Here is a 24,316-nt window from a genome sequence, read left to right on the forward strand (position 1 = left end):
TCCCGACAATTCCGATCAATAGCCGGTTTTGCTCCCGGCCCTCAGCCTCGGACCGGAGGGCCGATCAGCTGTGCCTCGATCGGAGTTTGCGACAGGGTCGCCCAGCGGACCGCGCGCCTGTTGATGACGCCAACCATGTCCGAGCGGATCTGGGTCAGCCACTTGGCGGTCTCACCCAGGCCGAGGGCGGCGCCCACGAGCGTCGCCTCCTCCGGGCGCAGCGGCTGGACCACCAGCAGGTCGGCCCGTGAAGCCACGTCGGCATCGGCCGGGCTGAAGTCGTCGCGGACCACCAGCGTGGCCTGCCAGCCGGCGCCGGGGCGGTTGTCGGCGCCCACGGGACCGATGTCGACCACGACCAGCAGCGGGTGCAGGGCCGAACCCGGGGGGACCTCCACCGCGCGGCCCGGCGGGATCACGGCGATCGCCTCGCCGGGCACCGCCGCGCCGCGGACGAATGGCTCCCAGGCCTGCGGGCGGGCCGTCTGCACGACCACGCGGGCCCCGAGGGCCATGGCCCGCAGCGCGACCAGCTGGGCGCAGCGGACACCGCCGACGAGCAGCGCGCGGGTCTGCTCGGGCCGGAACAGCCGCGCGATGACCGGCTCGCCCTTGCGGTTGCTGCCGATCATGAGACCGGCGCTGCTGATCGGCAGCTGCAGGTCGTCGAGCAGGTCGGCGCGGGCGGCGTCGAAGCTCGGGCGGCCGGGCAGACCCGGTGCCGACGGAATGCCCAGCGGGAGGGTCGCGGTCAGGCCGTCGAGGTGCTCGCCGTCGAGCCGCCGTGCCGTGGCGCGTTCGCCGGCCAGGAGCTTGCGCAGCGCCTGGGTCGCGACCGAGAGCGAGGCGGTGTCCGGCGCCGCGAGACGAACGGTCAGGTCGATCTCGGTGTCCGTGCCGGTGGCCGAGCGGGGACCCGCACCGAGCGCGACGGTCGTGGCCGCGGCGGGCAGGGTCAGCATGCGCGCCACCAGCCGGCGTGACGTCTCGATCCGCAGGTCGGGCCAGCGGCGCAGGCGGAACGTGGCCTGCGTCAGGCTGCCGACCCGCAGACCGGGCCACGTCTCCTGCGCGATGCCGATGCCGTCGTCGTGAGCCAGCTCGGCGATGACCCGCAGGGCCGCGGCCTCACCGAGCGGACGCGCCGGGGTCGGATTGAGCCGGCGCAGCAGCTTGCGGACGAGCCCGGACAGCGCCCGCCGCAGATCCTCCTCGGACCAGCCCTCGGCGCGCATCACGCGTACGGCGAGCAAGGCCCGGCTGTGGCCGAGCAGACGGCCGTCGGTGAGCTGCCTGTACGAGTTCGCAGGCGTGCCTCCGCCGGCCCGCAGCGACGGCGCCGGAGCGCCGATGAGCAGGAGCTGCAGGCGGCACGGCGGATGCTCGGCACCCGCGGGCGGCAGCAGGCCGACCGGCGACGGCAGCGTCACGGTCTCCTCGGCGAGCAGGCCGTTCGGGTCGCCGAGCTCGAGGACGGCGGTGAGGCCGTGCCCGTCGACGATCACCGCGGCCGGATCACCGCCGAGCTCGGCCTGATCGATCCGCGACCCGGGCGCGACGAACTCCAGCAGCGCGGTCGGGGCATCGGCGACCGGGACAGCATGCTTGCGACCGGCGAAGTGCATGCCCGTGCCCAGCCACTCGAACGCCCAGCGGCCGCGGAGCCGCAGCCAGGTCACGGCGAGCAGGATCACGGCGAGGAACGCGGCCGCGGCGAACGTGATCGGGCCGTTGATCGCGCCGACGAGTAAGGCCGCGGCGGCCACTTGAGTGCTGACCAACTGACCGGTGCGAATACCGAACAATCGTCCATGCCGGACACGTTGGGTGCGCACCTTGGGCAATTGCTGTCCGGCGCCACTGAGCTCGGGGAAGCTGCGGCCACCCGCCACCTCTGCCGTCACCGTGCGCCTGCCTTTCCGTGGTTCGCCTGCCTGAGCGGCCTCATCGTATGGCCCGGGCGGCCGGAGCAGGGGGCAGCATCGATATCCACAGGTTGCCCGGCGGGGATACCGTGACTGCGTCGGAGTCGCTACCGTCAGCGACGCCAACAGGAAACAAGCTGCTCAGAGGTGCCCCCCACCAGCTGGTGGAAACGGTTAATCTGAGGGCTACGTCAATGCGCCGGTGGTCGTTCCGCACGACTTGTCCACTCAGGACCCGGCGCGACGACAGACGATTCAAGAAAGCGGGGTGACGTCCGGAGTGTCCGAGACGCAGGCAGAAGCCGCGGTGATGGCGAAGACCGCCACGCAGTTCGAAGGTGTCAACAATTCGCTCACGTCGATGCTGAACAAGCTGATGAACGAGCTTTCTGTGCTGCAGACCGCATGGGTCGGCAGCGGCGGCAAGGCGTTCGAGACGGTCAAGGTCCAGTACCAGAACGACCTGTCGAAGCTGAACAAGGCCCTGGCGGACACCGCCGAGGCGATCAAGACCTCCGGCATCAGCTACACCAACACCGATGACTCGGCGGCCAGCATGGTGACCAAGTCCGGTGGCGGTGGCTACTCACTGCCGCTCGAAAACTAAGCGGGGGAGGATCACTTCATGAACGACGGTTTGCTGAAGGTCAATTTCAGCGCCCTGGCCCAGGCCGGAGCGGACATTCAGAAGGCGCTGAACGAGCTCGAGTCGCAGCTCAGCCAGCTCGAGGCCGATGCTCGTCCGCTGGTGGCGACGTGGGAGGGCAAGGCGCAGACCGCCTACGCCCTGCGTCAGCAGCAGTGGACCCAGGCGTCCACCGATCTGAAGGGCATCCTCCGGGACATCAAGGTCGCGGTCGACCAGTCCGCCACGGACTACGCCACGACCGAGGGCAACGCGGAGAAGCGCTTCACCTGATCTTCGTGGTGTGCAACGGCCGGAACGATCGTTCCGGCCGTTCCCGTCTCCGCAGCTACTTTCGGTCATCGGGCCGTGTCGCTGCGCGACGCCGACCGGTTCCGGCGCCCCTTCTCGGCTGTATGCATACGGCCGCCCATTGTGATCGTGGCCTGACCTTGTAGGTTGTACGCGTTGAGGTGGCCCGTTCGCCGCGAAGGGAGAGGTGGACGTGACCGAGTGGGAACCGGCTACGGACGCCGAAGTCGCGATGCGCAACGCTCTGCGCACCGACGACCAGGAGTCCTACTTCCGTATTCTCGCCGGTGTCGATCTACTCCTACCGGTCTCGGCGGATGCCCTCGCCGGCCTCGCGCCGCTCGGTTGGGGTACGTGGAGCACCGGCGGCCGCACTCACGTGCTGGCTTTTACCTCCCCGTCCGCGCTGCAGGCCTGCCTGGCCGACTACACCGGCTCCGCCCGGCGTGTCGCCTACGCGGAGCTCGCTGACACCTGGCCCAACCTCGAATGGTGGCTGGCGGTCAACCCCGGTCTGCCGATCGAGGGATACCTCCCGGCCTGGTTCGTGGCCCAACTCTCCCGCGGTGACCTGCGCCTGCCCACCCGCGGCCCGGGCCGCGAGGGCAGCAACGCCCCCAACCGCATCCAGGACCTCCACGCGGCCGCGACGCTGGCGGCGACTGCCGCAGCTCAGGGCTACGCAGCCAACAAGCCCGGCGGCCCGATGACCGACCAGCCGATGTCCGGCGCCCCGATGTCGGGCGCTGGGGTGGCTGGGGGATCGTCCGCGGGCGGCGCGGGTTATGGCGGCTCCGGCTACGGTGCCGCGGCGTCGGGTGGCTCGGGCGCTCAGAGTCCGGCTGCCGGTGGTTCTGGTTCCGCAAGCGGCGTGCCCGGTTCCGAGCGTCCGATGCCCGCTGCCGGGCCTGGTGGGTCCGCTTCCGGGTCTGGTGCGCCTAATTCTTCGCCTGGTGGGCTTGCTGCTCGGCCCGGCGGGCTCAATTCCGGAGTGAATGCTTCCGGTGCTGGTGGTCTCGCCTCCAGGTCGGGTGCACCCTCTGGACCGGGTCCTGCTTCCAGGCCGGGTGCACCTTCGGGACCGGGTGCTGCTTCCGGGCCCGGTGCTCCTTCTGGGCCGGGTGCGCCTGCCTCCAGGGCGGGTGCGCCGGCTGATGCGCCGGTCGGACCGGGTGGTCTGCCGCTGCGAACGCCCGGCGCGGTGCTGCCCAGTGGCCTTCCCTCCCGCGTGCCGGGCACTCCGCCCGGGCTCAGTGGTGGCGGCCGGGGCAGCGACATCCCGGGCGGCCAGTTCAACGGCTTCGGCGTGTCCGATCGCAGCGCCAGCGCCCAGCCTGGCGGCGGTGCCGACCAGTCCGGTTCGGCTCCCGCTCAGCCGGGCGGTTACGCGGACCAGCCTGGTTCCGGCCCCGGTGGCCCCGGTGGTTACGCGGATCAGTCCGGTCCCGGCCCCGCTCGTCCCGGTGGTTTTGCGGACCAGCGCGGTTCGGCCCAGTCGGGCGGTTTTGCGGATCAGTCCGGCTCGGGTTCCGCGCAGCCTGGCGGTTTTGCGGATCAGCGCGGTTCGGCCCAGTCGGGCGGTTTTGCGGATCAGTCCGGGTCGGGTTCCGCGCAGCCTGGCGGTTTTGCGGATCAGCGCGGTTCGGCCCAGTCGGGCGGTTTTGCGGATCAGTCCGGGTCGGGTTCCGCGCAGCCTGGCGGTTTTGCGGATCAGCGCGGTTCGGCCCAGTCGGGCGGTTTTGCGGATCAGTCCGGGTCGGGTTCCGCGCAGCCCGGTGGTTTTGCGGATCAGCGCGGTTCCGCCCAGTCGGGCGGTTTCGCGGATCAGCCCGGGTCGGGTTCCGCGCAGCCCGGTGGTTACGCGGATCAGCCTGGTTCTTCCGGTCAGCCCGGTGGTGCGGGTGGCAGGTCCATGCAGCCCACTGCCTACGCCGGTGAGTCCGGCGGGTCTTCCTCGCGGCCGGCGTCGGGTCTTGATGGCGCGTCCGGGCAACCCACTTCGCCGCGGCTGGGTGGTGGGTCGGAGGCGGGTGCCGCCGGTCCGTCCAGCCGGCCCACGGGGTTTGCGGGGCCGTCCGGCGTCTCCGCAGCGTCGGCGGCGACGGACGATGACAGTGACACCGTTACCGCCTCGCGGGACGAGGATCAGCCGACCTCCGGGGACGCCGAGTCGTCTCCGTCCGGTGTGTCAGCGCAGGGCGCGAGCAGCAGTGAGGTCCCGGCCGCTTACCGGTCACCGACGATTCCGGCTCGTGAGGCATCCAGCGGTGCAGCCCGGCCGAACGTCCCGAGCGCCCTCGATGCGCTGGCGAGCAGGACCGGTGGGTCCAGTGCGCTCGATGCGCTGGGGAGCCGCGGAGGTCGGGGTGCCACCGAGATGCCGCCGTTGCAGCGTCCGGACGCCAAGCTGCCCACGCGGACGCCGATGGCGCAGACGCCGCCGCTGCCTGCGCACATTCCGCCGCCGGTCGAGGTCGACGAGGGCCCGGACGAGAACGACAGCGCTCCGGGTGGGCTGCCGCGACGGCAGGTGACGCCGCCGTCCGAGCGTCCGCCGTCGATGGCTGCCGCTGCTCAGGCGCTGGCCGGGCGCGCGCCGGCCGCCGAGCCTCCTGCCCCCGCACCGCAGCCTGGCCTGGCTCCGCCGGTCATTCCCGGTGCGGGTGGTGCTGGTCGTTCCTCGACGCCGCCGGTTGTTCCTGCGGCTGCCGCAAGGCCGTCCGTGCCGGCACCCGCTCCGGCGCAGGCGCCGGTGTCAGCGCCGCCGGTTAGCCGGGAGCCGGCCGACGACGATGACGACTTCGTGCCCGCCAACGAGGTCGAGCGTGACCTCTACCAGGCCGTGGGCGAGAGCAGCACCGACTCGTTCCTCTCCACGCTGCTGCTGGCCACGGTGCTCGTGCCCGTCGCGCACAACTCGCGGCCGGGCAGTGCTCCCGGTGAGTCCGGGTTTGCGTTCCGGACCGAGGAGATCGACGACGAGCGGTTCCTGGTCGTCTTCACCAGCCGGGACAGGCTGGGCGAGCACTTCGCCGAGCCCACCCGTACGGTCGGGGTGCGGTTTGTCGATCTGATCCGTAACTGGCCGGATCCGGCCTGGTCGTTTGCGGTGAACCCGACGTCGGCGATCGGCGCGAAGTATCCGGGGCCGCAGGTCATCGCGCTGGCGAGCTGGGCCGTGGAGGCCGGGCTCGGCGGCGACCCGGCGGATGCGCCGGTCGAGACCGGTGCCGTGACGCCGTTGCCGACCGAGCAGTCCGCGCAGCTGACCACCATGCAGAAGGCCGTGCCGGCCGAGCAGATCGACTACTACCTCGAACGCGGCTACGACCGGGTTGCCGGGTTTGTGCACCGGGCGGGCGAGGTCGAGCATCTGCGCAGCCCGGGGGAGCTTTTTGCGGCGCTCGGCCTGCTCTACGACGGTTCGCCGTACCAGCCGGACGCCAAGGAGGCCTTTGTGCTTCGCTGGCCGGCGCACCGGCCCAGCCTCTACCGCATTCCGTACGGCGGGCAGAGCGAGCAGGCGCTGCGGGCCATGGACGGGTGGGTCATCGAGCGGCCGCCGTTCCGGGGCAACGGGTTTGCGCCCGGCGAGGGCAAGGACGTCATCGCGGAGTTCAAGGTGGACAGCGTGCGGCTTCCGCACGGTACGCAGCTGTGGCGCATGGACGAGAACGGCGACGAGCGGATGATCGCGATGTTCGACTGCGACGCGCCGGTGTGGCGCCGGGTCGGTGAGCAGTGATGCGCGACGGGTACGTGGTGACGTGGCACGGCCGGGAGTACGACGCGGCGCCCGACGGCGAGAATGTGCGGATCTACGCGCCCGAGCCCGGTGACGGTTTCGAGGAGGCCCGGCCGGGCCGGTACGTCCGTGTGCTCGAGCCCGGCGAGTTCGGTGATCTTGTCTACGTGCGCACGACGTGCTCGTGGCGGGGTGAGCCGTTCATCGTGCTGGCCGAGGCCGACTCGTGGCTGCGCCTGGAATACACGGGCGGCCGGGCGCCGGTCGCGCACGGTCTGGGGCTCGAGGAGTTCGACTTCGGCGTCTACCAGGGGTGGGCCCCGGCGCACGAGGTCACCGACCTCTACGAACACCGGGTCTGACTTCTAGGCTTTCAGCCAGCGCAGGACCTCACCCGTCACGACGTCGGGTGCTTCCTGGTGGATGAAGTGGCCGGCGTCCTCGATGAGGCGCCACTCGTAGGGCGCGATCACATATCGACCCGAACCCTGCGCCGTCCTGGGCAGCACCGCGGTGTCCAGTGCGCCGTGCATCTGCAGCGTCGGGGTGACCAGCGGCTGCTGCATCAGCTTGACGAAGCGGTATCCCTGCAACCGCAACGCCGACCGGAACACCCACCTGTACGCCTCGAGCGCGCAGAACGCCGCCTGCGGGATCTGGATGGCCTCCCGGCACCGGGCGACGTATTCGGCGTACTCGGGCGTCTCCGTCCACCTCGGACTGCTCCAGCGCTCGATCAGCTCGCCGACCAGGGCCGCGTCGTCCTTGGTGAGCACGTGCTCGTACCGGGGGACCTGGAAGCGGAGAAGTCCGGCGCTCGCGGAGAACTGGCCGCGCGGGTCGGCGAAGAGCGCCGCCCGTAGCCGCAGGGGGTGGGCCGCGCCGAGCACCACGAGCCGGCTGACCATCTTGGGGTGGAACGCCGCCGCGGCCCAGCCGATCATGCCGCCGGCGCCCGCACCGACGATCATCGCCGAGCGTTCGCCGAGTGCCCGGATCAGACCGGTGACGTCGGCGGCCATCGTGTATCCGTCGTAGCCGCGCGGTGGTTTGTCGCTGGCGCCGTAACCGCGGAGGTCGATCGCGACGGCCCGGAAGCCCGCGTCGGCGATCCGGGTGAGCATGTCGTGCCACGTCCACCAGAACTCGGGGAAGCCGTGCAGCAGAAGCACGAGGGGCCCGGTGCCCGCCTCGACGACGTGGAAGCGGCTGCCGTTGGCGCCGACAAAACGGTGGGTCCACGGACCTTCCGTCAGGACGCACGTCTCGTCCACCTGGGCACTCATAAAAAACAGGGTACGGGTCAGGGGAAATGCTGGACGGCGCCCATGGCGACGGGGGTGCCTTCGCCACAGTTGATGCGCAGCTTCGCCGGGGTCAGACGGGCCTTGATGTGATCACCCTTGGTCAGGGTGACGCCGGCGTCCGAGTACATCGCGTAGGGGACGCCGTCGAAGGTGACGAGGCCGTAGCAGGGGCCGGTGCCGCCGCGGGTGACCGTGCCCTCGGTCCAGCCGGCCGGGATGTTGTCCGTCGGCGTCTTGGGGATGCCGGCGGGCTTCGAGGGCGGCGCACCGGTCGGCACCGAGTTGTAGGGGCCGCTGGGCACCGGTGTGGGCTCGGTCGAGCTGGGGGCGGCACTCGGCGTGACGCCGCTGGGCGTGACCGGCACGGAGGTGCCCGGTGTCACGGCAGGCCCGGAGCACGCCGTGAGGAAGCCGAGGACCAGGAGCGTTGCTGGAGCCGTACGGGGAAAAGCGATCATGACGAACCTCCGTGAGTGAGACCCGGATCGGCGGCCGAGGGTTCCCGGCGGAGGGGCGGAAAAAGGGGCGACGCCCGGGGGCCGAAGCCCCCGGGCGTCGCTGTGGTGCGGTCGATCAGGAGAACTTGACCTTCAGCGAGGTGCCGTTCTGCTCGACAACCTTGATCTTCACGCCGACCGCGGGGAGCTTGACGCCGGCCCACGGGATCTCGTCGTAGAAGTACTTCTTGGTGTCGTCGAACGTCGGCTGCGCGGCCTGGCCCCGGATGTAGCTGGGCTTGCCGTTGATGTGCAGCGTGAACGAGTCCGCCTTGGTCGTGCCGAACGGCGCGTCGTAGAGCTGGATCCGCGAACGCCACGGGACACCGTCGAGGTTGTAGAACGGCGCCGGGTGGCTGTCGATGATCAGGTTACGACCGCCGCCGGGGTGCACGTTGACGTTGTTGTCAGCGAACGACGTGTCGTTGTACGAGATCAGCAGACCCTGCTGGTACGCGAAGTGCTCGACCCAGTCCGGCTTGGTGGTCGCCCAGCCGAAGTTGTACGGGCCCGTCTTCAGGTACTTGTCGTACGACGTGTAGGTGCGGTTGCCCGCGATGTAGAAGTTGTCGTACTCGGCGGTGATCGACGAACCCTCGACGGAGAAGCCGGCCGCGGTCCACTCCGGGGTGCCCTCGGCACCGTCGGTGGAGACCACAGCGCCATTCGCCGTGATGGTCAGGTCGTCGCCGAAGAAGCCGCCCGCGGAGAGGCCACCGTCGGTGATGTAGTGCAGGCGGACCTGCACCTTCTTACCGGCGTACTGCGTCAGCGGGATGCTGATGTCCTTCCACGCGCCACCGCTGTCGCCACCGAGAGCCGGGCGCGGCGGCACTGCGCCGTCGACGCCGAGCGGGGCACCGTCGACCGTGCCGTTGAGCGCGGTCCAGGTGGTGCCGTCGGTGGAGCCCTCGAAGTAGAGGTAGTCGTAACCCTCTTCGATGTTGTAGCGGCCCTTGAGGTCGAACGACGCCGAGGTGGCCGCCGTGAGGTCGACCGACTTGGTCAGCGTGGTGTTGAGGTTGTCGTCGTTGCCGGAGAAGTACTGGCTCTCACCGGCGAACGGCGCACCGAGGTCGGTGGTGACCTCCTTGTCGGGCAGGACCACGACCGCGGCCTGCGCCTTCTTGGTGTTGTACTCCTGCGGGCCGAGGTTCAGGGTCTTCTTCTGACCCGCGACGACGGTCTCGTAGTCCAGCCAGCCGAGCTGCATCTTGTTCCAGGCGCCGAGGTCACCGGGGCGCGTGCCGAGGGGCTCGCCCGCGCCGGAGAGACGGCTCTGGGCCATGAGCGTCCAGAACTCGCTGTTGTTGTTGCTGCCACCGGAGGTGTCGTAGTCGTCCGGCAGACCGAGGTCGTGGCCGTACTCGTGAGCGAAGACGCTCAGGCCGCCGTTCTCGGGCTGGACGGTGTAGTCACCGATCCAGATGCCGGTGTTGCCGATCTGCGTGCCACCCGCCTTGTTGGTGGCGGGGCCGGTGACGCCGGCCGAGGTGTTGTACGCGTACCAGCGGTGCGCCCAGATGGCGTCCTCACCCTGCTGCGGGTCACCGTCGGACTGGTCGCCGCCGGCGTGGACGATCTGGAAGTGGTCGATGTACCCGTCGGGCTCGTTGAAGTTGCCGTCGCCGTCGAAGTCGTACCGGTCCCACTGGTCGAAGCTCGCCATGTCGGCCTTGACCTGGGCGTCGGTGCGACCCGAGGCCTTCTGGTCGGCGACCCACTGGTTGGCGGCGTCGGTGACGAGCGCCCACATGTTCGTGTCGGTGCACAGGCCGGTGATGTCGCAGTCGCGACCGTACCGGGCCTCGTTGTACTTGACCTTCACCCAGTCGGAGACCTCGCCGTCGACCGAGTAACGGCCGGACGACTGGGTCTCGTAGTAGGTCTTCAGGGACTCGGCGTTCTTGCCCTCGCCGAAGTACAGGTCCTGGTAGTGCGCCTGGTTGTAGTCGGACTGCCAGACCGTGCTGTTGTCCTTGGTGCGGTCGGGTGACGGGATCGCGTTGTGCAGCGGTCCCTCGAACGTCGTCGGGCCGGCCGTGGCCGGGTCGCTGTCGACGTCCGGGTAGTTCGGGTGCCGGTCGTTGCCGAACTCGGCGAGGATCACGAAGATCCGGTCGGTCTGCTCACGGCCGACCTCGACGTACTGGTCCTGGCCGGCCTTCGCGACCTTGCGGTTGGTCTCGCCGCCACCGCGGGTCTTGCCGACCTTCGCAACAGTGCTGCCGCCGCGCTTCTGCGTCTTGACGGTGCCCTTGAGGATGCCGTTGACGGCCTCCTGGCGCAGCTCGCGGCGCTTGTCCTCGAACGGGTTGGGGAGGTCGTCCACCGGGGCCTTCTTGCTGGCCTGGGCCGGGGCCGGATCCACCGGGGGCGCCGCCATCGCTGCTGCCGGGAGCATGATCCCGACGCTGCTGACCATCGCGGCGCCGAGTAGTCCCACGACTACTTTGCGCACTACCGTACCTCCGTTGACGTGACCGATCGCGCTGTGTGCAGCGGACGGCGGTAAACGGCCCCGTGTTTCGGGGCTCACGTGAAGGTATGCAAACACTCAGATGTATGGAAGTGGCTGTGACAAATGAATTTAGATCTTTACGTGAATGTGCCGATGCGTAGGGACAAAAGGGTCAGCGCATCTCGTCCAGGGCGTTGACCTGGAGGAGTTCCCCCGGTCCACAGTCGATTCGCAGCGTCGACGGCTCGGCGCGCACCTGGACCCGGACCCCCTTGATCAATTCACGGCCCTGATTCTCGTACAGCGCAAATTGCCGGCCGTCGTCGGTGACCAGGCCGTAGCAGGGGCCGGATCCGCCGCGGTTGACGGTGCCGACGATGAGGTCGTCGTACTGGAACTGGTCGGTCGGGGTGCTCGGCGGTGTACTCACGGGCTGCTGCACTTTCTGTACCGGTTCGCTGCAGCCGGCGAGCAGGATCGCTGCCAGCAGGGCGAGCAGAATTTTGGCCATGCCTGCTCGGACGGCCGTGGGCTGTCCGGGGTTCCGTCCCCCACATGCGACGACGCCCGGGGAGTTCCCTCCCCGGGCGCCGCTCAGGTGTCCCAGGTCAGCTGATCTTGACCTTCAGGGTCGTGCCGTCAACGCTGACGACCTTCATCTTCACGCCCACCGCCGGCAGCTTGACGCCGTGGTTCGGGAGCTCCGCGTAGAAGTACTTCTTGGTGTCGTCGAACGTCGGCTGCGCGTCCTGGCCACGGATGTAGCTGGCCTTGCCGTTGATGTGCAGCGTGAACGAGTCGGCCTTCTTCAGGCTGAACGGCGCGTCGTAGACCTGGATGCGGGCGCGCCACGGCAGGCCCTCGAGGTTGTAGAACGGCGCCGGACGGCTGTCGATGATCAGGTTGCGACCCATGCCCGGGTGGACGTTGGTGTTGTTGTCGACCTGCGACGTGTCCCAGTAGGAGATCAGCAGACCCTCCTGGTACGCGTAGTGGTCCACGAGGTCGGGCTTCGCCGGCAGGTAGCCGAAGAAGTACGGGCCCGTCTTCAGGTACTTGTCGTACGAGACGTAGCTGCGGTGGCCCGCGATGTAGAAGTTGTCGAACTCCTTGGTCGACGTGGCACCGACGATCGAGAAGCCGTTCAGGGCCCAGGTGGAGGCACCCTCGGCACCGTCGGCCGACACGGTCGCGCCGTCGGCGGTGACGGTGACGTCGTCACCGAAGAAGCCGCCGTCGGAGACGCCGCCGTCCGTCAGGTAGTGCAGACGGAACTTCAGAGCCTTGCCGGCGTACGCGTTCAGCGGGATCGCGATGTCGGACCAGGCGCCCGCGGAGCTGCCGGTCAGTGCCGGCGTGTTGCTGGCGTCCCGCGGGAGGGCGGCGCCGTTGAGCGTGCCGTCCAGCCGGGTCCAGGTCGCGCCGTTGTCCGTCGACGCCTCGAAGTAGAGGTAGTCGTAGTCGGCCTCGATGTCGTAGCGGCCCTTGAGGGTCACCGCCGCCGTCGTCTTGCCGGCCAGGTTGATGTCCTTGGTCATCGAGGTGTTCAGGTCGTCCGCGTTACCGGAGAAGAACTGCCCGTTGCCCGCGAAGGGTGCACCGAGCTCGGTCGTGACCTCCTTGTCCGGAAGTACCACGACCACCCCCTGGGCCTTCGCGGTGTTGTACTCCTGCGGGCCGAGGTTCAGCGTCTTCGACTGTCCGGCGACGACGGTCTCGTAGTCGAGCCAGCCGAGCTGGAGCTTGTTCCAGGCGCCGAGGTCACCGGGACGGGTGCCGAGCGGCTCACCGGCGGCGTTGAGGCGGCTCTGCGCCATCAGCGTCCAGTGCTCGTTGTTGTTGTCGCCGCCACCGGAGGTGTCGTAGTCGTCCGGCAGGCCGAGGTCGTGGCCGTACTCGTGGACGAAGACGCTCAGGCCGCCGTTCTCGGGCTGGATCGTGTAGTCACCGATCCAGATGCCGGTGTTGCCGATCTGCGTGCCACCGAGGAGGTTGCCCGACGGGCCGGTGCGGCCCTGGTCGGTGCCGTACGCGTACCAGCGGTGGCTCCAGATCGCGTCCTCGCCCTGCTGCGGGTCGCCGTCGGCGGCGTCGCCACCGGCGTGGACGATCTGGAAGTGGTCGATGTAGCCGTCGGCCTCGTTGAAGTCGCCGTCACCGTCGAAGTCGTAGCGGTCGTACTGGTCGAACGACTTCATGTCGGCGGCGATGTCGGCGTCGCTGCGACCCTGGGCCTGCTGGTCGGCGACCCACTTGTTCGCGGCGTCGCGCACGAGCGCCCAGGTGTTGTTGCAGACGTTGCTGCCGCAGAGGTCACGGCCGTACCGGGCCTCGTTGTAGTTGACCTTGACCCAGTCGGTGACCTTGCCGTCGACCGAGTACCGGCCGGAGGACTGGGTCTCGTAGTAGGTCTTGACCGACTCCTTGCCGGCGCCGGTGCCGAAGTACAGGTCGCGGTAGTGCGACGGTGCGTAGTCCGCCTGCCAGACCGTGGAGTTGTCCACCGCGCGGTTCGGGGCGGGGATCTTGTTGTGGAGCGGGCCCTCGAAGGTGGTCGGCCCGGGGATCGCCGGGTTGCTGTCCACATCGGGGTAGCTCGGGTGCCGGTCGTTGCCGAACTCGGCCAGGATCACGAAGATCCGGTCGGTCTGCTCGCGGCCGAGCTCGACGTACTGGTCCTCGCCGGCCTTGGCCACGGCGCGGTTGCTCACGCCCGAACCCTGGGTGCGTCCGACCTTGACGACCGTGCTGCCGTTCTTCTTGACAGCCTTGGCCTTGCCGCTGACCACGTCGGCGACGGCGGCCTCGCGCAGTGCGCGGCGCTTGTCCTCGAGCGGGTTGGGCAGATCGTCGACAGGTGCTGAGTTGGCGCCGGACGCCTTAGCGACCGGTGCCGGATCGACCGGCGGGGCTGCGGTGGCACCGGCGGGGACCAAGATCCCGACACTGGTGACCATCGCGGCGCCGAGTAGTCCCACGACCACCTTGCGCACTACGTGTACCTCCGTTGACGTGACCGCACGCTGGGGTACAGCGAACGGCGGCAAACGGCCCCGGGATTCGGGGCTCAGGTGAACGTATGCAAACACAACGATGCGTAGGAAGAGGTGCGAGACATTGATGAACGATAGTTACCCGTTATGGTTTTTCCATAATGCAAGCACCGGCAAATGCCAGAAAATGGACCGTCCACATGAAACGGCGGCAGACCCCTACGATTTCAGGTCTGCCGCCGTACATCGACAATTGTCTCAGTCTTCGGACTTGCTCTCCTGCATGCCCGACGAGATCAGGTCCATGACCGTGGAGTCCTGAAGCGTCGTGACGTCACCCAGGGAACGGTTCTCGGCAACGTCCTTGAGCAGGCGTCGCATGATTTTTCCGGAACGGGTCTTCGGCAGCTCGGCCACCAGCATGATCTGCCGCGGTTTGGCGATCGGGCCGAGTTTCTTGGCGACGTGGTTCCGCAGTTCCTGAATCAGCTTTTCGCCCGCGTCGCCGGAAGTGTCCACATTGCCGCGCGGAATGGTGAATGCGACGATCGCCTGACCCGTCGTGGGGTCGGTCGCGCCGACCACCGCGGCCTCCGCCACCGACGGGTGCGAGACCAGTGCCGACTCCACCTCGGTGGTCGAGATGTTGTGACCGGAGATCAGCATGACGTCGTCGACCCGGCCGAGGAGCCAGAGCGCGCCGTCGTCGTCCTTCTTGGCGCCGTCACCGGCGAAGTAGATCCACTCGTCGCCCACGCCGGCACCCTTGCCGAAACGCGACCAGTACGTGTCGATGAAGCGCTGGTCGTCGCCCCAGATCCCGCGCAGCATCGACGGCCACGGCTCGCGCAGCACCAGGAAGCCACCGCCGCCGTTCGGGACCGACTCGGCCTCGTCGTTGACCACGTCAGCGGAGATGCCGGGCAGCGGGGTCATCGCCGAGCCGGGCTTGGACGCCGTCACACCGGGCAGCGGCGAGATCATCATCGCGCCGGTCTCGGTCTGCCACCAGGTGTCGACGATCGGGGCGTTGTCGTGGCCGACGTGCTCGCGGTACCACATCCAGGCCTCGGGGTTGATCGGCTCGCCGACGCTGCCCAGCAGGCGCAGCGACGACAGGTCGTACTTCGCCGGGATGTCGTCGCCCCACTTCATCATCGTGCGGATGAGGGTGGGTGCGGTGTACAGCAGGCTGACCTTGTACTTGTCGATGATCTCCCAGAAGCGGCCCTTGTGCGGGGTGTCCGGGGTGCCCTCGTACATGACCTGGGTGGCGCCGTTGGAGAGCGGGCCGTAGACGATGTAGGAGTGGCCGGTGACCCAGCCGATGTCGGCGGTGCACCAGTAGACGTCGGTCTCCGGCTTGATGTCGAAGACGGCGTTGAACGTGTACGACGCCTGCGTCAGGTAGCCGCCGGTCGTGTGCAGGATGCCCTTCGGCTTACCCGTCGTGCCCGAGGTGTACAGGATGAAGAGCGGGTGCTCCGCGTCGAACGCCTGCGGCACGTGCTGGTCGTTCGCCTGCTCGACCGTCTCGTGCCACCACAGGTCCTTGTCGCCCCAGGTGACGTCCTCACCCGTACGCCGGACGACCAGGACGTGCTCGATGCTCGGGCACTGCGCCACGGCCTCGTCGACCGTCGGCTTGAGAGCGGACGGCTTGCCCCGCCGGTAGCCGCCGTCGGCCGTGATGACGACCTTGCAGTCGGCGTCCTGGATGCGGGTGGCGAGCGCGTCGACGGAGAAGCCTCCGAAGACCACACTGTGCAGCGCGCCGATCCGGGCGCAGGCCAGCATCGCGACGGCCGCCTCCGGGATCATCGGCAGGTAGATCGCGACACGGTCGCCCGCGGTCACGCCGAGCTCGGTGAGGGTGTTCGCGGCCTGGCTGACGCTCTTGAGCAGGTCGGAGTAGGTGACCGTGCGGCTGTCGCCGGGCTCGCCCTCCCAGTGGATGGCGACCTTGTCACCGTGGCCGGCCTCGACGTGACGGTCCACGCAGTTGTAGGCGATGTTCAGCTCACCGCCGACGAACCACTTCGCAAACGGCGCGTTGGACCAGTCCAGCACCTGGTCCCACTGCTTGGCCCAGCTGAGACGCTTGGCCTGCTGCTCCCAGAACCACTGCCGGTTCTCGTCGGCCTCGTCGTAGGCCTCCGCCTTGACGTTGGCGTTGGCGGCAAGCTCGGCCGGCGGCGGGAACGTCCGCGTCTCCGAGTACAAGTTCTCCAGGGTCTCGCTCATGAGGGCGGCTCCTCTGCCATGCCGGGTCGCTTCGTGTGAACACTAGTTCTGCCAGGTGAGCCCGGCGAGGGTTGCAGGCTGTAGCGCCATCTGGGCGCGCCGAATGGCAGCCGGCGCGCAAACCATGATCGGTGCTGCGCGAATCCTGCCACTTCCGAGCCTCTTCGCGCATCCCGTGTTTCAAGTCTTTTTCCGGATACCGTTGCGCGGTGACCTCGGATCCACTTGCCCCGCTGCTCGCGCTCGCCGATGTCGAGCCCGCCTTCACCCAAGCCCGGGAGCACGTCGACGCCGCGATGCGGCATCGCGCGCTGCGCCGCAACGGCGGCCAGGTCGCCGCCGAGGTCAGCCTCCGGGCCGCGGTCGCCAGCGCCGCCCTCGAGGACCACCGGTACGACCTCGACGAGGTACGCGCCGGCACAGTCACCGATCCCGTGCTCCAGGGCGCCCTCCGCGTCGCCGAAGGCGTCGGTGGCCTGGTCGACCTGTGGCCCCGGGCTCCGCGCCAGGTCCTGGCCCGTCTGCACGTCCTGGCGGCCCGCGGTGTGGTCCCCGACGACGACCTGGGCCGGCTGACGTCCGCGGCGGACCGCATCGACGCCCTGGCCGGTCTGGTGGCCGGAAACGATCGGACACCACCCCTGCTGCTGGCCGCGATCGTCCACGCGGAGCTGATCACCCTGAAGCCGTTCGCGGGTCCGGCCGGACTCGTAGCCCGCGCGGCCGCACGGCTCACGCTGATCGGCCGCGGTTTCGACCCGCGCGGGATCGTCGGTGTCGAGGCCGGGCACCTCGCCCGCGAGCCGGAGTACACCGGATCCGCGGGCGCCTACGCCACCGGCACTCCTGACGGTGTGCGGTCGTGGCTGCGTCACTATGCGTCAGCTGTCTCCGCGGGCGCCGACGAGATCGCGCAGATCGGTGACGACGTGCTTACCCCTTCGGGTACGTAGCGCCTCACCCGGTTGGTCCCCATCTGCATCGATGTGGCAAATCGTCCGATTGCTCCCTGGCTTCGTTGGCATACTCAGGCGGGTGGGAGACGAGTGGACCCGTCCGTACACACCCGGCACCGGCCGCTGGCTGGTCATCGGCTGGGAAGCCATCGCCCTGGGCCTGCTGGGCTGGTCGACAGTCGAACAGTTCGGCCTGGCCGGCCCCGGCATCCGCGTCCTCGCCACGGCGATCGCGGCCCTGTGGGTCATCGGCGGGTGGCGCATCCGCGAGATGGGCGTCTACGTCGGTCCCGGCGGCGTCCGCATCCGCGGCCTGCTCCGGTCGCGGACGATGCGCTGGGAGGACGTCGCGCACGTCCGGCTGCACCGCCACACCCGCAAGATCGGTGGCTTCCAGCTGGAGGGCGGCATGACCGTCCTGATCGAGCGCCGCGACGGGACGATGGTCAACACGGAGTTGTGGGCGCAGGGCATCGACTTCCACTCGCGGCCGCATCTTTTCCGCGAGGTCTACCACGAACTGCGCAACCGGCACCTGGCCGCAGTCGCACCCGCCTGACGCGTTCACGCCCGTGACATGAGGACGGCGCCTCCGAGGAGGCGCCGCCGCTTCGCACGTCCTACCGGGTTATCAAGCGTGCACCTGGGTCGTTGTCGGCAGTCCTGATGAGGTGCCGCCGCAACGTGCCTGCCGTGGCTGATCGCGCGTGGGTTCCCGGTGGCCGTACACGGATCCTGCTCCGAGGTCCGCCCGTTCTTTCTACGCCGATCGCCCCTTGATCGCCAGGGGTTGACCAGGGAAAAGTCACTCACGGTCAGCTGTCAGACGCTTGGCGCAAAGGTCTTCACATTGCGGTCGGCGCGGCCTCAGGCGAGCGCGGCGCGGGTGCGGCGGTGCCGGCCGTAGAGGGCGATCCCGATCGCCACACCGACCCCCACACCGAGCGCGGCCGCCGTGATCGGCACCGCCGGCCGGTCCCTCAGGCGCCGGCCCAACGGTACGGGGTGACGGAACTCGAGCACCGGCCACGAACGCTCCAGCGCGACCTTGCGCAGGGTCCGGTCGGGGTTGACCACACTCGGATGACCGACCGCCTCCAGCAGTGGCAGGTCGCTGCTCGAGTCGGAGTAGGCGTAACACTCCGCAAGGTCGTACCCGCGCTCGTCGGCCAGCTCCCGCACACCGTCGACCTTGCTCGGACCGGCCGCGTAGAACTCCACCTCGCCGCTGTAACGCCCGTCGACGATGCCCATGCGGGTCGCGATCACGTCGGTGACCCCGAGCAGGGCGCCGATCGGGCGGACCATCTCGTCACCCGAGGCGGAGACCAGCACGACGTCCCGCCCTGCGGCCTGGTGCTCGCCGATGAGGATGGCGGCTTCGGCGTACACGTAGGGGTTGATGAGCTCTTCGAGGGTCTCGGCGACGATCTGCTGGACCTGCTCGACCTTCCACCCCTTGCAGAGTGCGGCGAGGTAGTCGCGGGTGCGCGCCATGGTCTGCTCGTCGGTGCCGCCCAGCCGGAACATCAACTGCGCGTAGGCGGACTTGACGACGTCGCGACGGCTGATCAGCCCATCACGATAGAAAGGCCGTCCGAAGGCCAGCGCGCTGGACTTGGCGATGACGGTCTTGTCGAGGTCGAAGAATGCGGCGCTCGGGCCCACGGGCCGAAAGTGTAGCCGCTGGATGCATCGCAGCGGTCCGGGAGACGCGATCGGTGTTCACCAAAATGCGACGGGAGGGAGAGACGGTCACACTGGGTACTCGACGGTAAGCCGGTACTGAGGCATGCTGGTGTTGCGACAGGGATTCATGTTGACGCCTGCTGTCCCACCCACCCCACCACAGATTCTCGGTGGTTGCGCCCCCCGCGATCACCGGGTCCGATTCGGCTCGACCCCCCCGGAGCCGAATCTCAGGACGGCCCCCGACTCCCCCGTCGGGGGTCGTTCCCATAACGGGGATCAGGCGCCGGTGGCCGAGCTGAGTGCGACGGATTCGTCCTGGTCGGTCAGGCCGAACAGCTCGCACAGTCCCGTCACGCTGAGCACGCGGCGGAAGCTCGCGCTCGGGTTGGTGACGACAAACCGGCTTTCCCCTTCGGTCGCGGCGCGGTAGCCCTCGATCAGGGCGCCCAGACCGGTCGAGTCGATGAAGGTGGCCTCGCGCAGGTCGACCTGGACCTCTGCCGGCGACCAGTCGGCAATGACATCGCGGATCCCCTGGGCGACCTCGTCCGCATTCGAGAAGTCGATCTCGCCCAGCACGGCCACACGGGCGTGTCCGTCATCGCCGAGGCTGCTCTCGACCGGGTTCTCCATGCCAACTCCATCGGCTCGGGTCGGCACCAACATACCCAACCGCGCGTCTTCCCACGCGCTGCGTGTCCGCCGGCTCCGGATATCAGATCAAGCGTCCGGGTACGCGTTATCCCACAGGTCGGGGCGTTGTCCACAGGCCGGGCGATGCCGGTTGAGGGGATCACGGCGGAGCGGAACGGTGGGTGCCCAACCGCCCGCCGCACCCCGTGGAGCCACGATGTCAGCCCGTCCTTCCGCCCGACCCGGTCCGCGCCTGCCACTGGTCGTGACAGCCGATCCGGACCTCCTCGACGACCTGCTGCGCCTGGCCGCGGCGGGTGGCACGGAGGTCGACGTCGCCACCGACCCGGTGGCGGCCCGGGGCCGTTACGCCGCCGCCCCGCTGGTGCTTATCGGTGCCGACCAGGCGACCGCCTGCCTGCGGGCCCGGCTGCCCCGGCGACCGCGAACGGTCATCGTCGGCCACACCGCCGAGCTGGAACGGGCCTGGGAGGTCGCGGAGAGCCTCGGCGCCGAACACGTCGCCGCCCTGCCCCTGGCCGAACCCTGGCTGGTCGACCGCTTCGCCGAACGGCTGGACGCGGCGGTTCCCGGCCGGATTCTCGCCGTGATCGGCGGCCGCGGCGGCGCGGGCGCGAGCATCCTGGCCGGCGCGCTGGCCGTCACCGCCGTCCGCACCGGCCATCGCACCCTGCTTGTCGACGCCGACCCGATGGGTGGCGGCCTCGACCTGGTCCTCGGCTGGGAATCCGTCGACGGCCTGCGCTGGCCCGCGCTCGCCGAGACGGGCGGTCGTGTGAGCCCGCCCGCGCTGCTCCAGGCGCTGCCCCATCGCGGCGACCTGGTGCTGCTGTCGTTCGCCCGCGACCAGATGCTCGCGGTCCCGAGCGAGGCGATGGCAACCACCCTGGACGCCGGCCGGCGCGGACGCGACGTGATCATCGCGGACCTGCCCCGCCGCCTCGACGACGCTGCCGCCCTGGCCCTCGACGCGGCCGACCGCGCGATCCTGATCGTTCCCGCCGAACTGCGGGCGACCGCGGCGGCCACCCGCATCGCGGCGATCGCCGGCCTGCACTGCCCCGACATCGCGGTGGTCGTCCGGGGGCCGGCGCCGGGACGGCTCAAAGCGAGCGAGGTCGCCCGGTCGATCGGACTGCCGCTCGCCGGATCGCTGCGACCCGAAGCGGCCGTCTGCCGGGCCCTGGAGAACGGCGACGCGCCCGCCGCCGACGGCCGCGGCCCGCTGGCCGAGCTGAGCAAACGCCTGATCCGCCAGCTGACCCAGGACGAGCGGACCGGGGTGCCGGCATGACAACACCCTTCGTGGCCTCGGCCTCCACCGGCAGACACGCACAACGCCGTCACGAACCCGCCGGGGTCGCGGACCGGGTGCGACGCCGGTTCGCCGCCGACGGGGTTGACGCCACCCCGGCCGCCGTCGTCACCGCGGTCCGCAACGAACCGGGCGCGGTGGTGCTCGGCGACACCGCCGTCCTGCGACTGGCCGACCGGGTGCACGACCAGCTGGTCGGCGCGGGCCCGCTGGCACCACTGCTGGCCGACCCCGCGGTCACCGACGTCCTCGTCAACGGCGCACAGGTGTGGGTCGACCGGGGTGCCGGCCTGCAACGCGCGGCGGTGGCCCTCGGCAGCGCCGAAGACGTCCGGCGGCTGGCGCAGCGACTCGCGGCCGCGTGCGGGCGGCGGCTGGACGACGGTCAGCCGTACGCCGACGCGCGGCTCCCCGACGGCACACGACTGCACGCCGTCCTGCCACCGGTGGCGACCAGTGGGCCGTACCTGTCGTTGCGCACGTTCCGGCAACGGCCGTTCAGCCTGGCTGATCTTGTCGAGCACGGGACGGTCCCCGCGGCGGTGGCGCCGCTGCTCACGGCTGTGGTGAGTGCGCGGTTGGCGTACCTGGTCACCGGCGGCACGGGCTCCGGCAAGACGACCTTGCTGGGGACGCTGCTCGGGCTCGTACCGCCCACCGAGCGCATCGTGCTGGTCGAGGACGCGGCCGAGTTGCGACCGGTGCACCCGCACGTGGTGGCTCTGCAGGCGCGCACCGCCAACGTCGAAGGTGCGGGTGTCGTCGGCCTTACCGATCTTGTACGCCAGGCGCTGCGGATGCGCCCGGACCGGCTGGTCGTCGGCGAGTGCCGGGGCGCCGAGATCGTCGACCTGCTCGGCGCCCTGAACACCGGTCACGAAGGCGGCGCGGGGACGCTGCACGCGAACGCCCCCGCTGACGTCCCGGCGCGGCTGGAAGCGCTCGGCATGCTCGGCGGGCTGCCCCGGGCGGCGCTGCATGCTCAGGTGCTGGCGGCGTTGCAGGTGGTGCTGCAGGTTCGGCGTACCGACCGGGGGCGGGTCCTGGAGTCGGTCGGGGTGCTGCTGCCCGCGGGGGAGCAACGGCTCGTCACGGTCGTACCGGCCTGGCGGCGCGGACGGGGTGCGGGACCGGGCGCGGAGTCGCTGGCCCGGCAGCTGACCGAACGGGGTGTGGCCGTGCCGCCGATCCTGGGAGTCCGGGCGTGACCGGGACGTCCTGGATCATCGCCGCCGCTCTGCTCGTGATTGCCGCAGCGGTGGCGGCCTGGCCGGCTCGACCCGTGTTGCGTCGGCTGCGGGCCGAGCAACCGGTGCGGCGTGCAGCTCTGCCGAATGTGGACTTGAGGCAGCTGCGTGCACTCGTCGACCGGCAGCCACGCCGCGCGGTGGCCGCTGCGGGTCTCTCGGGGGCGACGGTCGGGTTGCTCGCCGGTGGGCCGGTGGCAAGTTTTGTCCTCGCGGCCTACAGCGTCCTCGGGATGCGCGCTGCGGTGCGGCGGTCGGTGCGGCGACGCGTGACGGCGGCACGGTCCCGGGGCCTCGACGACCTCAACGCGCTGGCGGCCGACCTGCGTGCAGGGCTCGCGCCGCAGACATCTCTGGCCGCGCAGCCCTCGGATCAGCGCCTGGCCGACCTGACCGCGGCGGTCTGGCGGCTGGCGGAGTCCACGGGCGCGCCGGCCGCGGACCTGGTCGAGCGCATCGAGGCCGACGCCCGCGCCGCCGAACGCTCCCGGGCCGCAGCCGCAGCCCAGGCCGCCGGCGCCCAGGCCACCGCGGTGCTGCTGGCGGCGTTGCCGCTCGGCGGGATCGGTCTCGGCTACAGCGTCGGGGTTGATCCGCTGCAGGTCCTACTGCATACGCCGCTCGGTGCCGCATGTGCCGCGGGGGCGGTGGTGCTGCAGGTCGCCGGCCTGCTCTGGGCCGACCGCCTCACCACCGGCCCGGACCGCCCCACCGCCGCCCCGATCGGTCTCACCGTGGCTCCGGACCGCGTCGGCGCGGGGGCGGTGCGGTGAGCGGTCGCCGGTGCGTCTTTCTGTTTGCGAACGGAGTGGTTTTGATGATCGAACCTTGGTGCGGCGCTCGTCTGGTCACGACCGGACCGGCACCGAGATGCGGTGCGTTCTTGTTTCGGCCGGCTCGTGGGCTGGCGCGATGAGCGAGCCCACCTGCGGTGTGGCGGCACTGCTTCGGCCCGGTGGGCCGGTGCAGGTGCCTTTCCAGCCTTGCTGTGCGGCGGCGATCCTCTTCGCCGCGAAGGCGCCCCGAACCGAGGAACCGCCCTTCTGCCCTCGGCGGGAGTTGCCCGCCGAGGCTGCGCTCCTCGGCAAGGTGACCCCGTGAAGGCCGCGCGGCGGTTGGCCCGGCTGGACAGAACGTCCACGACCAAGGACGGCAGGGCCTTGCGGCTGGGCATGGATCTGGCCGTCGGCCTCGGGGTCACCGTGTTCATCGGGCACTGGTGGGGAGCGCTGGCCGGGGTGGCCGTCGGGTTCGGTGTCGACCGTTTCCTGGCGAGCCGGGAGCCGGCCGACATTCGAGCCGCGCGGTTGCGGGCGATCGCCGACCTGCCCATCGGCGCCGATCTGCTCGCTGCCGCGTTACGGGCGGGCGCGCCCGTCGACCGGGCGATCTGCGCGGTTGCGGAAGCTCTCGGCGGACCGCTGGGGGAGCGCCTCGACCGGGTCGGCCGATCACTCCGGCTCGGCGCCGACCCGCCGGACGCCTGGCTGCACATGTCCGGCGTCGACGGCGCTGAACGCCTGGTCGCGGCGGCCCTGCGTTCCAGCGCGAGTGGCGGTGCACTCGGCCGGGCGTTGACCCGCATCGCCGACGACCTGCGTGGTGACCGTGCCGTGGTCACCGATGCTGCCGCGCAGCGCGCCGGGGTTCTCATCGTCCTGCCGCTCGGGCTGTGCTTCCTGCCCGCTTTTGTGCTCGCCGGCCTCGTGCCGGTCGTGGTCGCCGTGCTCGGCGACGTCCTGTGACACCACGCGACAAGAAGGAGTTTTCTGTGCACAGATTCACCATCCGCGCTCTCACTGCCCGCTTCGCCGGCCTGCACGACGACGAAGGCATGAACACCGCCGAGTACGCCGTCGGCACGCTCGCCGCGGTTGCCTTCGCCGGGGTGCTCTACAAGGTCGTCAGCAGCCCGAGCGTGCAGGCGGCTCTGACGGGAGTCATCAACGAGGCCCTGAAGTGACCGGGCGCCGGTGGCCCGGCCGGCTGCGCAGGCTCACCAGCGACCGCGGTGCGTTCACCGCCGAACTGGCGGCCGGGCTCCCGGCGCTCATGCTTCTGCTCTTCGCCGGCCTCACCGCGGTCGGCGCGGTGACCGCGAAGATCCAATGTGTCGACGCGGCCCGGGAGGGAGCCTTGATCGCTGCCCGCGGTGGTGCAGGCGACCAGGACGCTCTGCGGATCGCACCCTCCGGCGCAGCGGTCGCAGTCTCCGAAGGACAGGAAACAGTGACCGTGACTGTCCGCGCCCCGGTCCCGATCCTCGGAGGCTTCCTCTCGGCAATCACCGTCCGAGCCACCGCCGTCGCCTCCCTCGAGCCTGACGGAACGGGAACCGGATGA

21 protein-coding genes are annotated in these 24,316 nt (G+C 70.0%); 12 read left to right on the forward strand and 9 right to left on the reverse strand.

Features of this window, described 5'->3' with window-relative positions; all coding sequences use genetic code 11:
* Positions 1 to 41: 41 nt before the first annotated feature.
* Positions 42 to 1,781, reverse strand: coding sequence for a type VII secretion protein EccE (gene eccE, locus AFR_RS01815; protein ID WP_238547221.1), 1,740 nt, complete (start codon positions 1,779 to 1,781; stop codon positions 42 to 44).
* A 346-nt stretch (positions 1,782 to 2,127) separates the two neighbouring features.
* Between eccE and AFR_RS01820 the strand changes: the two genes are divergently transcribed.
* The 4 genes from AFR_RS01820 to AFR_RS01835 all read left to right on the forward strand — a co-directional run bounded on the left by AFR_RS01820 (position 2,128) and on the right by AFR_RS01835 (position 6,969).
* Positions 2,128 to 2,532 (forward strand): WXG100 family type VII secretion target, encoded by a 405-nt coding sequence (locus AFR_RS01820; protein ID WP_238547222.1) that lies wholly within the window; start codon positions 2,128 to 2,130, stop codon positions 2,530 to 2,532.
* Positions 2,533 to 2,550: 18 nt separating this feature from the next.
* Positions 2,551 to 2,844 carry a WXG100 family type VII secretion target gene (locus AFR_RS01825; protein WP_023357587.1) on the forward strand — a complete coding sequence of 98 codons (294 nt, stop codon included), beginning with the start codon at positions 2,551 to 2,553 and terminating at the stop codon, positions 2,842 to 2,844.
* 211 nt (positions 2,845 to 3,055) lie between these two features.
* On the forward strand, positions 3,056 to 6,607 hold the full coding sequence (locus AFR_RS48755; RefSeq protein WP_438829922.1) for an SseB family protein: 3,552 nt from the start codon (positions 3,056 to 3,058) through the stop codon (positions 6,605 to 6,607).
* Complete coding sequence (locus AFR_RS01835; RefSeq protein WP_041840517.1) at positions 6,604 to 6,969, forward strand: UCP033725 family protein; 366 nt, start codon at positions 6,604 to 6,606, stop codon at positions 6,967 to 6,969. Before AFR_RS48755 ends, AFR_RS01835 begins: the two co-directional genes overlap by 4 nt.
* 3 nt (positions 6,970 to 6,972) lie before the next feature.
* Here AFR_RS01835 and AFR_RS01840 read toward each other — a convergent pair whose 3' ends face one another.
* From AFR_RS01840 to acs, 6 genes are all read right to left on the reverse strand, one after another.
* On the reverse strand, positions 6,973 to 7,893 hold the full coding sequence (locus AFR_RS01840) for an alpha/beta fold hydrolase (protein ID WP_041840518.1): 921 nt from the start codon (positions 7,891 to 7,893) through the stop codon (positions 6,973 to 6,975).
* 17 nt (positions 7,894 to 7,910) lie between these two features.
* The gene (locus tag AFR_RS01845; RefSeq protein WP_023357591.1) at positions 7,911 to 8,372 is read right to left on the reverse strand and encodes a hypothetical protein; all 462 of its coding nucleotides are present in this window, start codon (positions 8,370 to 8,372) and stop codon (positions 7,911 to 7,913) included.
* 115 nt (positions 8,373 to 8,487) lie between these two features.
* Positions 8,488 to 10,857, reverse strand: a complete 2,370-nt coding sequence (locus AFR_RS01850) for an immune inhibitor A domain-containing protein (RefSeq protein WP_438829930.1) — start codon at positions 10,855 to 10,857, stop codon at positions 8,488 to 8,490.
* Positions 10,858 to 11,044: 187 nt separating this feature from the next.
* The gene (locus AFR_RS01855; RefSeq protein ID WP_023357593.1) at positions 11,045 to 11,383 is read right to left on the reverse strand and encodes a hypothetical protein; all 339 of its coding nucleotides are present in this window, start codon (positions 11,381 to 11,383) and stop codon (positions 11,045 to 11,047) included.
* 97 nt (positions 11,384 to 11,480) lie between these two features.
* Positions 11,481 to 13,850, reverse strand: coding sequence for an immune inhibitor A domain-containing protein (locus tag AFR_RS01860; protein WP_438829931.1), 2,370 nt, complete (start codon positions 13,848 to 13,850; stop codon positions 11,481 to 11,483).
* Positions 13,851 to 14,123: 273 nt separating this feature from the next.
* Positions 14,124 to 16,109 carry an acetate--CoA ligase gene (gene acs, locus AFR_RS01865; RefSeq protein ID WP_023357595.1) on the reverse strand — a complete coding sequence of 662 codons (1,986 nt, stop codon included), beginning with the start codon at positions 16,107 to 16,109 and terminating at the stop codon, positions 14,124 to 14,126.
* A gap of 209 nt (positions 16,110 to 16,318) precedes the next feature.
* Here acs and AFR_RS01870 point away from each other — a divergent pair, with 209 nt between their 5' ends.
* Both AFR_RS01870 and AFR_RS01875 read left to right on the forward strand, forming a co-directional pair.
* A complete protein-coding gene (locus AFR_RS01870; RefSeq protein WP_023357596.1) occupies positions 16,319 to 17,062 on the forward strand; it encodes a Fic family protein in 744 nt (247 codons plus the stop codon).
* 82 nt (positions 17,063 to 17,144) lie between these two features.
* Positions 17,145 to 17,624, forward strand: a complete 480-nt coding sequence (locus AFR_RS01875) for a PH domain-containing protein (protein ID WP_023357597.1) — start codon at positions 17,145 to 17,147, stop codon at positions 17,622 to 17,624.
* 308 nt (positions 17,625 to 17,932) lie between these two features.
* Here AFR_RS01875 and AFR_RS01880 read toward each other — a convergent pair whose 3' ends face one another.
* Positions 17,933 to 18,733 (reverse strand): HAD family hydrolase, encoded by an 801-nt coding sequence (locus AFR_RS01880; RefSeq protein WP_023357598.1) that lies wholly within the window; start codon positions 18,731 to 18,733, stop codon positions 17,933 to 17,935.
* A 300-nt stretch (positions 18,734 to 19,033) separates the two neighbouring features.
* Positions 19,034 to 19,390 carry an STAS domain-containing protein gene (locus AFR_RS01885; protein ID WP_023357599.1) on the reverse strand — a complete coding sequence of 119 codons (357 nt, stop codon included), beginning with the start codon at positions 19,388 to 19,390 and terminating at the stop codon, positions 19,034 to 19,036.
* Positions 19,391 to 19,607: 217 nt separating this feature from the next.
* On the opposite strand from AFR_RS01885, the gene ssd reads away from it, so the two are divergent.
* The 6 genes from ssd (at position 19,608) to AFR_RS01915 (ending at position 24,316) form a co-directional block, all read left to right on the forward strand.
* Complete coding sequence (ssd, locus tag AFR_RS01890; RefSeq protein WP_052359291.1) at positions 19,608 to 20,705, forward strand: septum site-determining protein Ssd; 1,098 nt, start codon at positions 19,608 to 19,610, stop codon at positions 20,703 to 20,705.
* On the forward strand, positions 20,702 to 21,934 hold the full coding sequence (locus tag AFR_RS01895) for a TadA family conjugal transfer-associated ATPase (protein ID WP_023357601.1): 1,233 nt from the start codon (positions 20,702 to 20,704) through the stop codon (positions 21,932 to 21,934). Before ssd ends, AFR_RS01895 begins: the two co-directional genes overlap by 4 nt.
* A gap of 134 nt (positions 21,935 to 22,068) precedes the next feature.
* The gene (locus tag AFR_RS01900; protein WP_193786349.1) at positions 22,069 to 22,746 is read left to right on the forward strand and encodes a hypothetical protein; all 678 of its coding nucleotides are present in this window, start codon (positions 22,069 to 22,071) and stop codon (positions 22,744 to 22,746) included.
* Positions 22,747 to 23,070: 324 nt separating this feature from the next.
* On the forward strand, positions 23,071 to 23,718 hold the full coding sequence (locus AFR_RS01905) for a type II secretion system F family protein (protein ID WP_023357603.1): 648 nt from the start codon (positions 23,071 to 23,073) through the stop codon (positions 23,716 to 23,718).
* Positions 23,719 to 23,759: 41 nt separating this feature from the next.
* Positions 23,760 to 23,936: a DUF4244 domain-containing protein gene (locus AFR_RS01910; protein WP_084298317.1), complete on the forward strand. Its 177-nt coding sequence runs from the start codon at positions 23,760 to 23,762 to the stop codon at positions 23,934 to 23,936.
* Positions 23,933 to 24,316 carry a TadE family protein gene (locus tag AFR_RS01915; protein ID WP_023357605.1) on the forward strand — a complete coding sequence of 128 codons (384 nt, stop codon included), beginning with the start codon at positions 23,933 to 23,935 and terminating at the stop codon, positions 24,314 to 24,316. The genes AFR_RS01910 and AFR_RS01915 overlap by 4 nt, the downstream gene beginning before the upstream one ends.

It is taken from the genome of Amorphoplanes friuliensis DSM 7358 (assembly GCF_000494755.1).
Lineage (GTDB): Bacteria > Actinomycetota > Actinomycetes > Mycobacteriales > Micromonosporaceae > Actinoplanes > Actinoplanes friuliensis.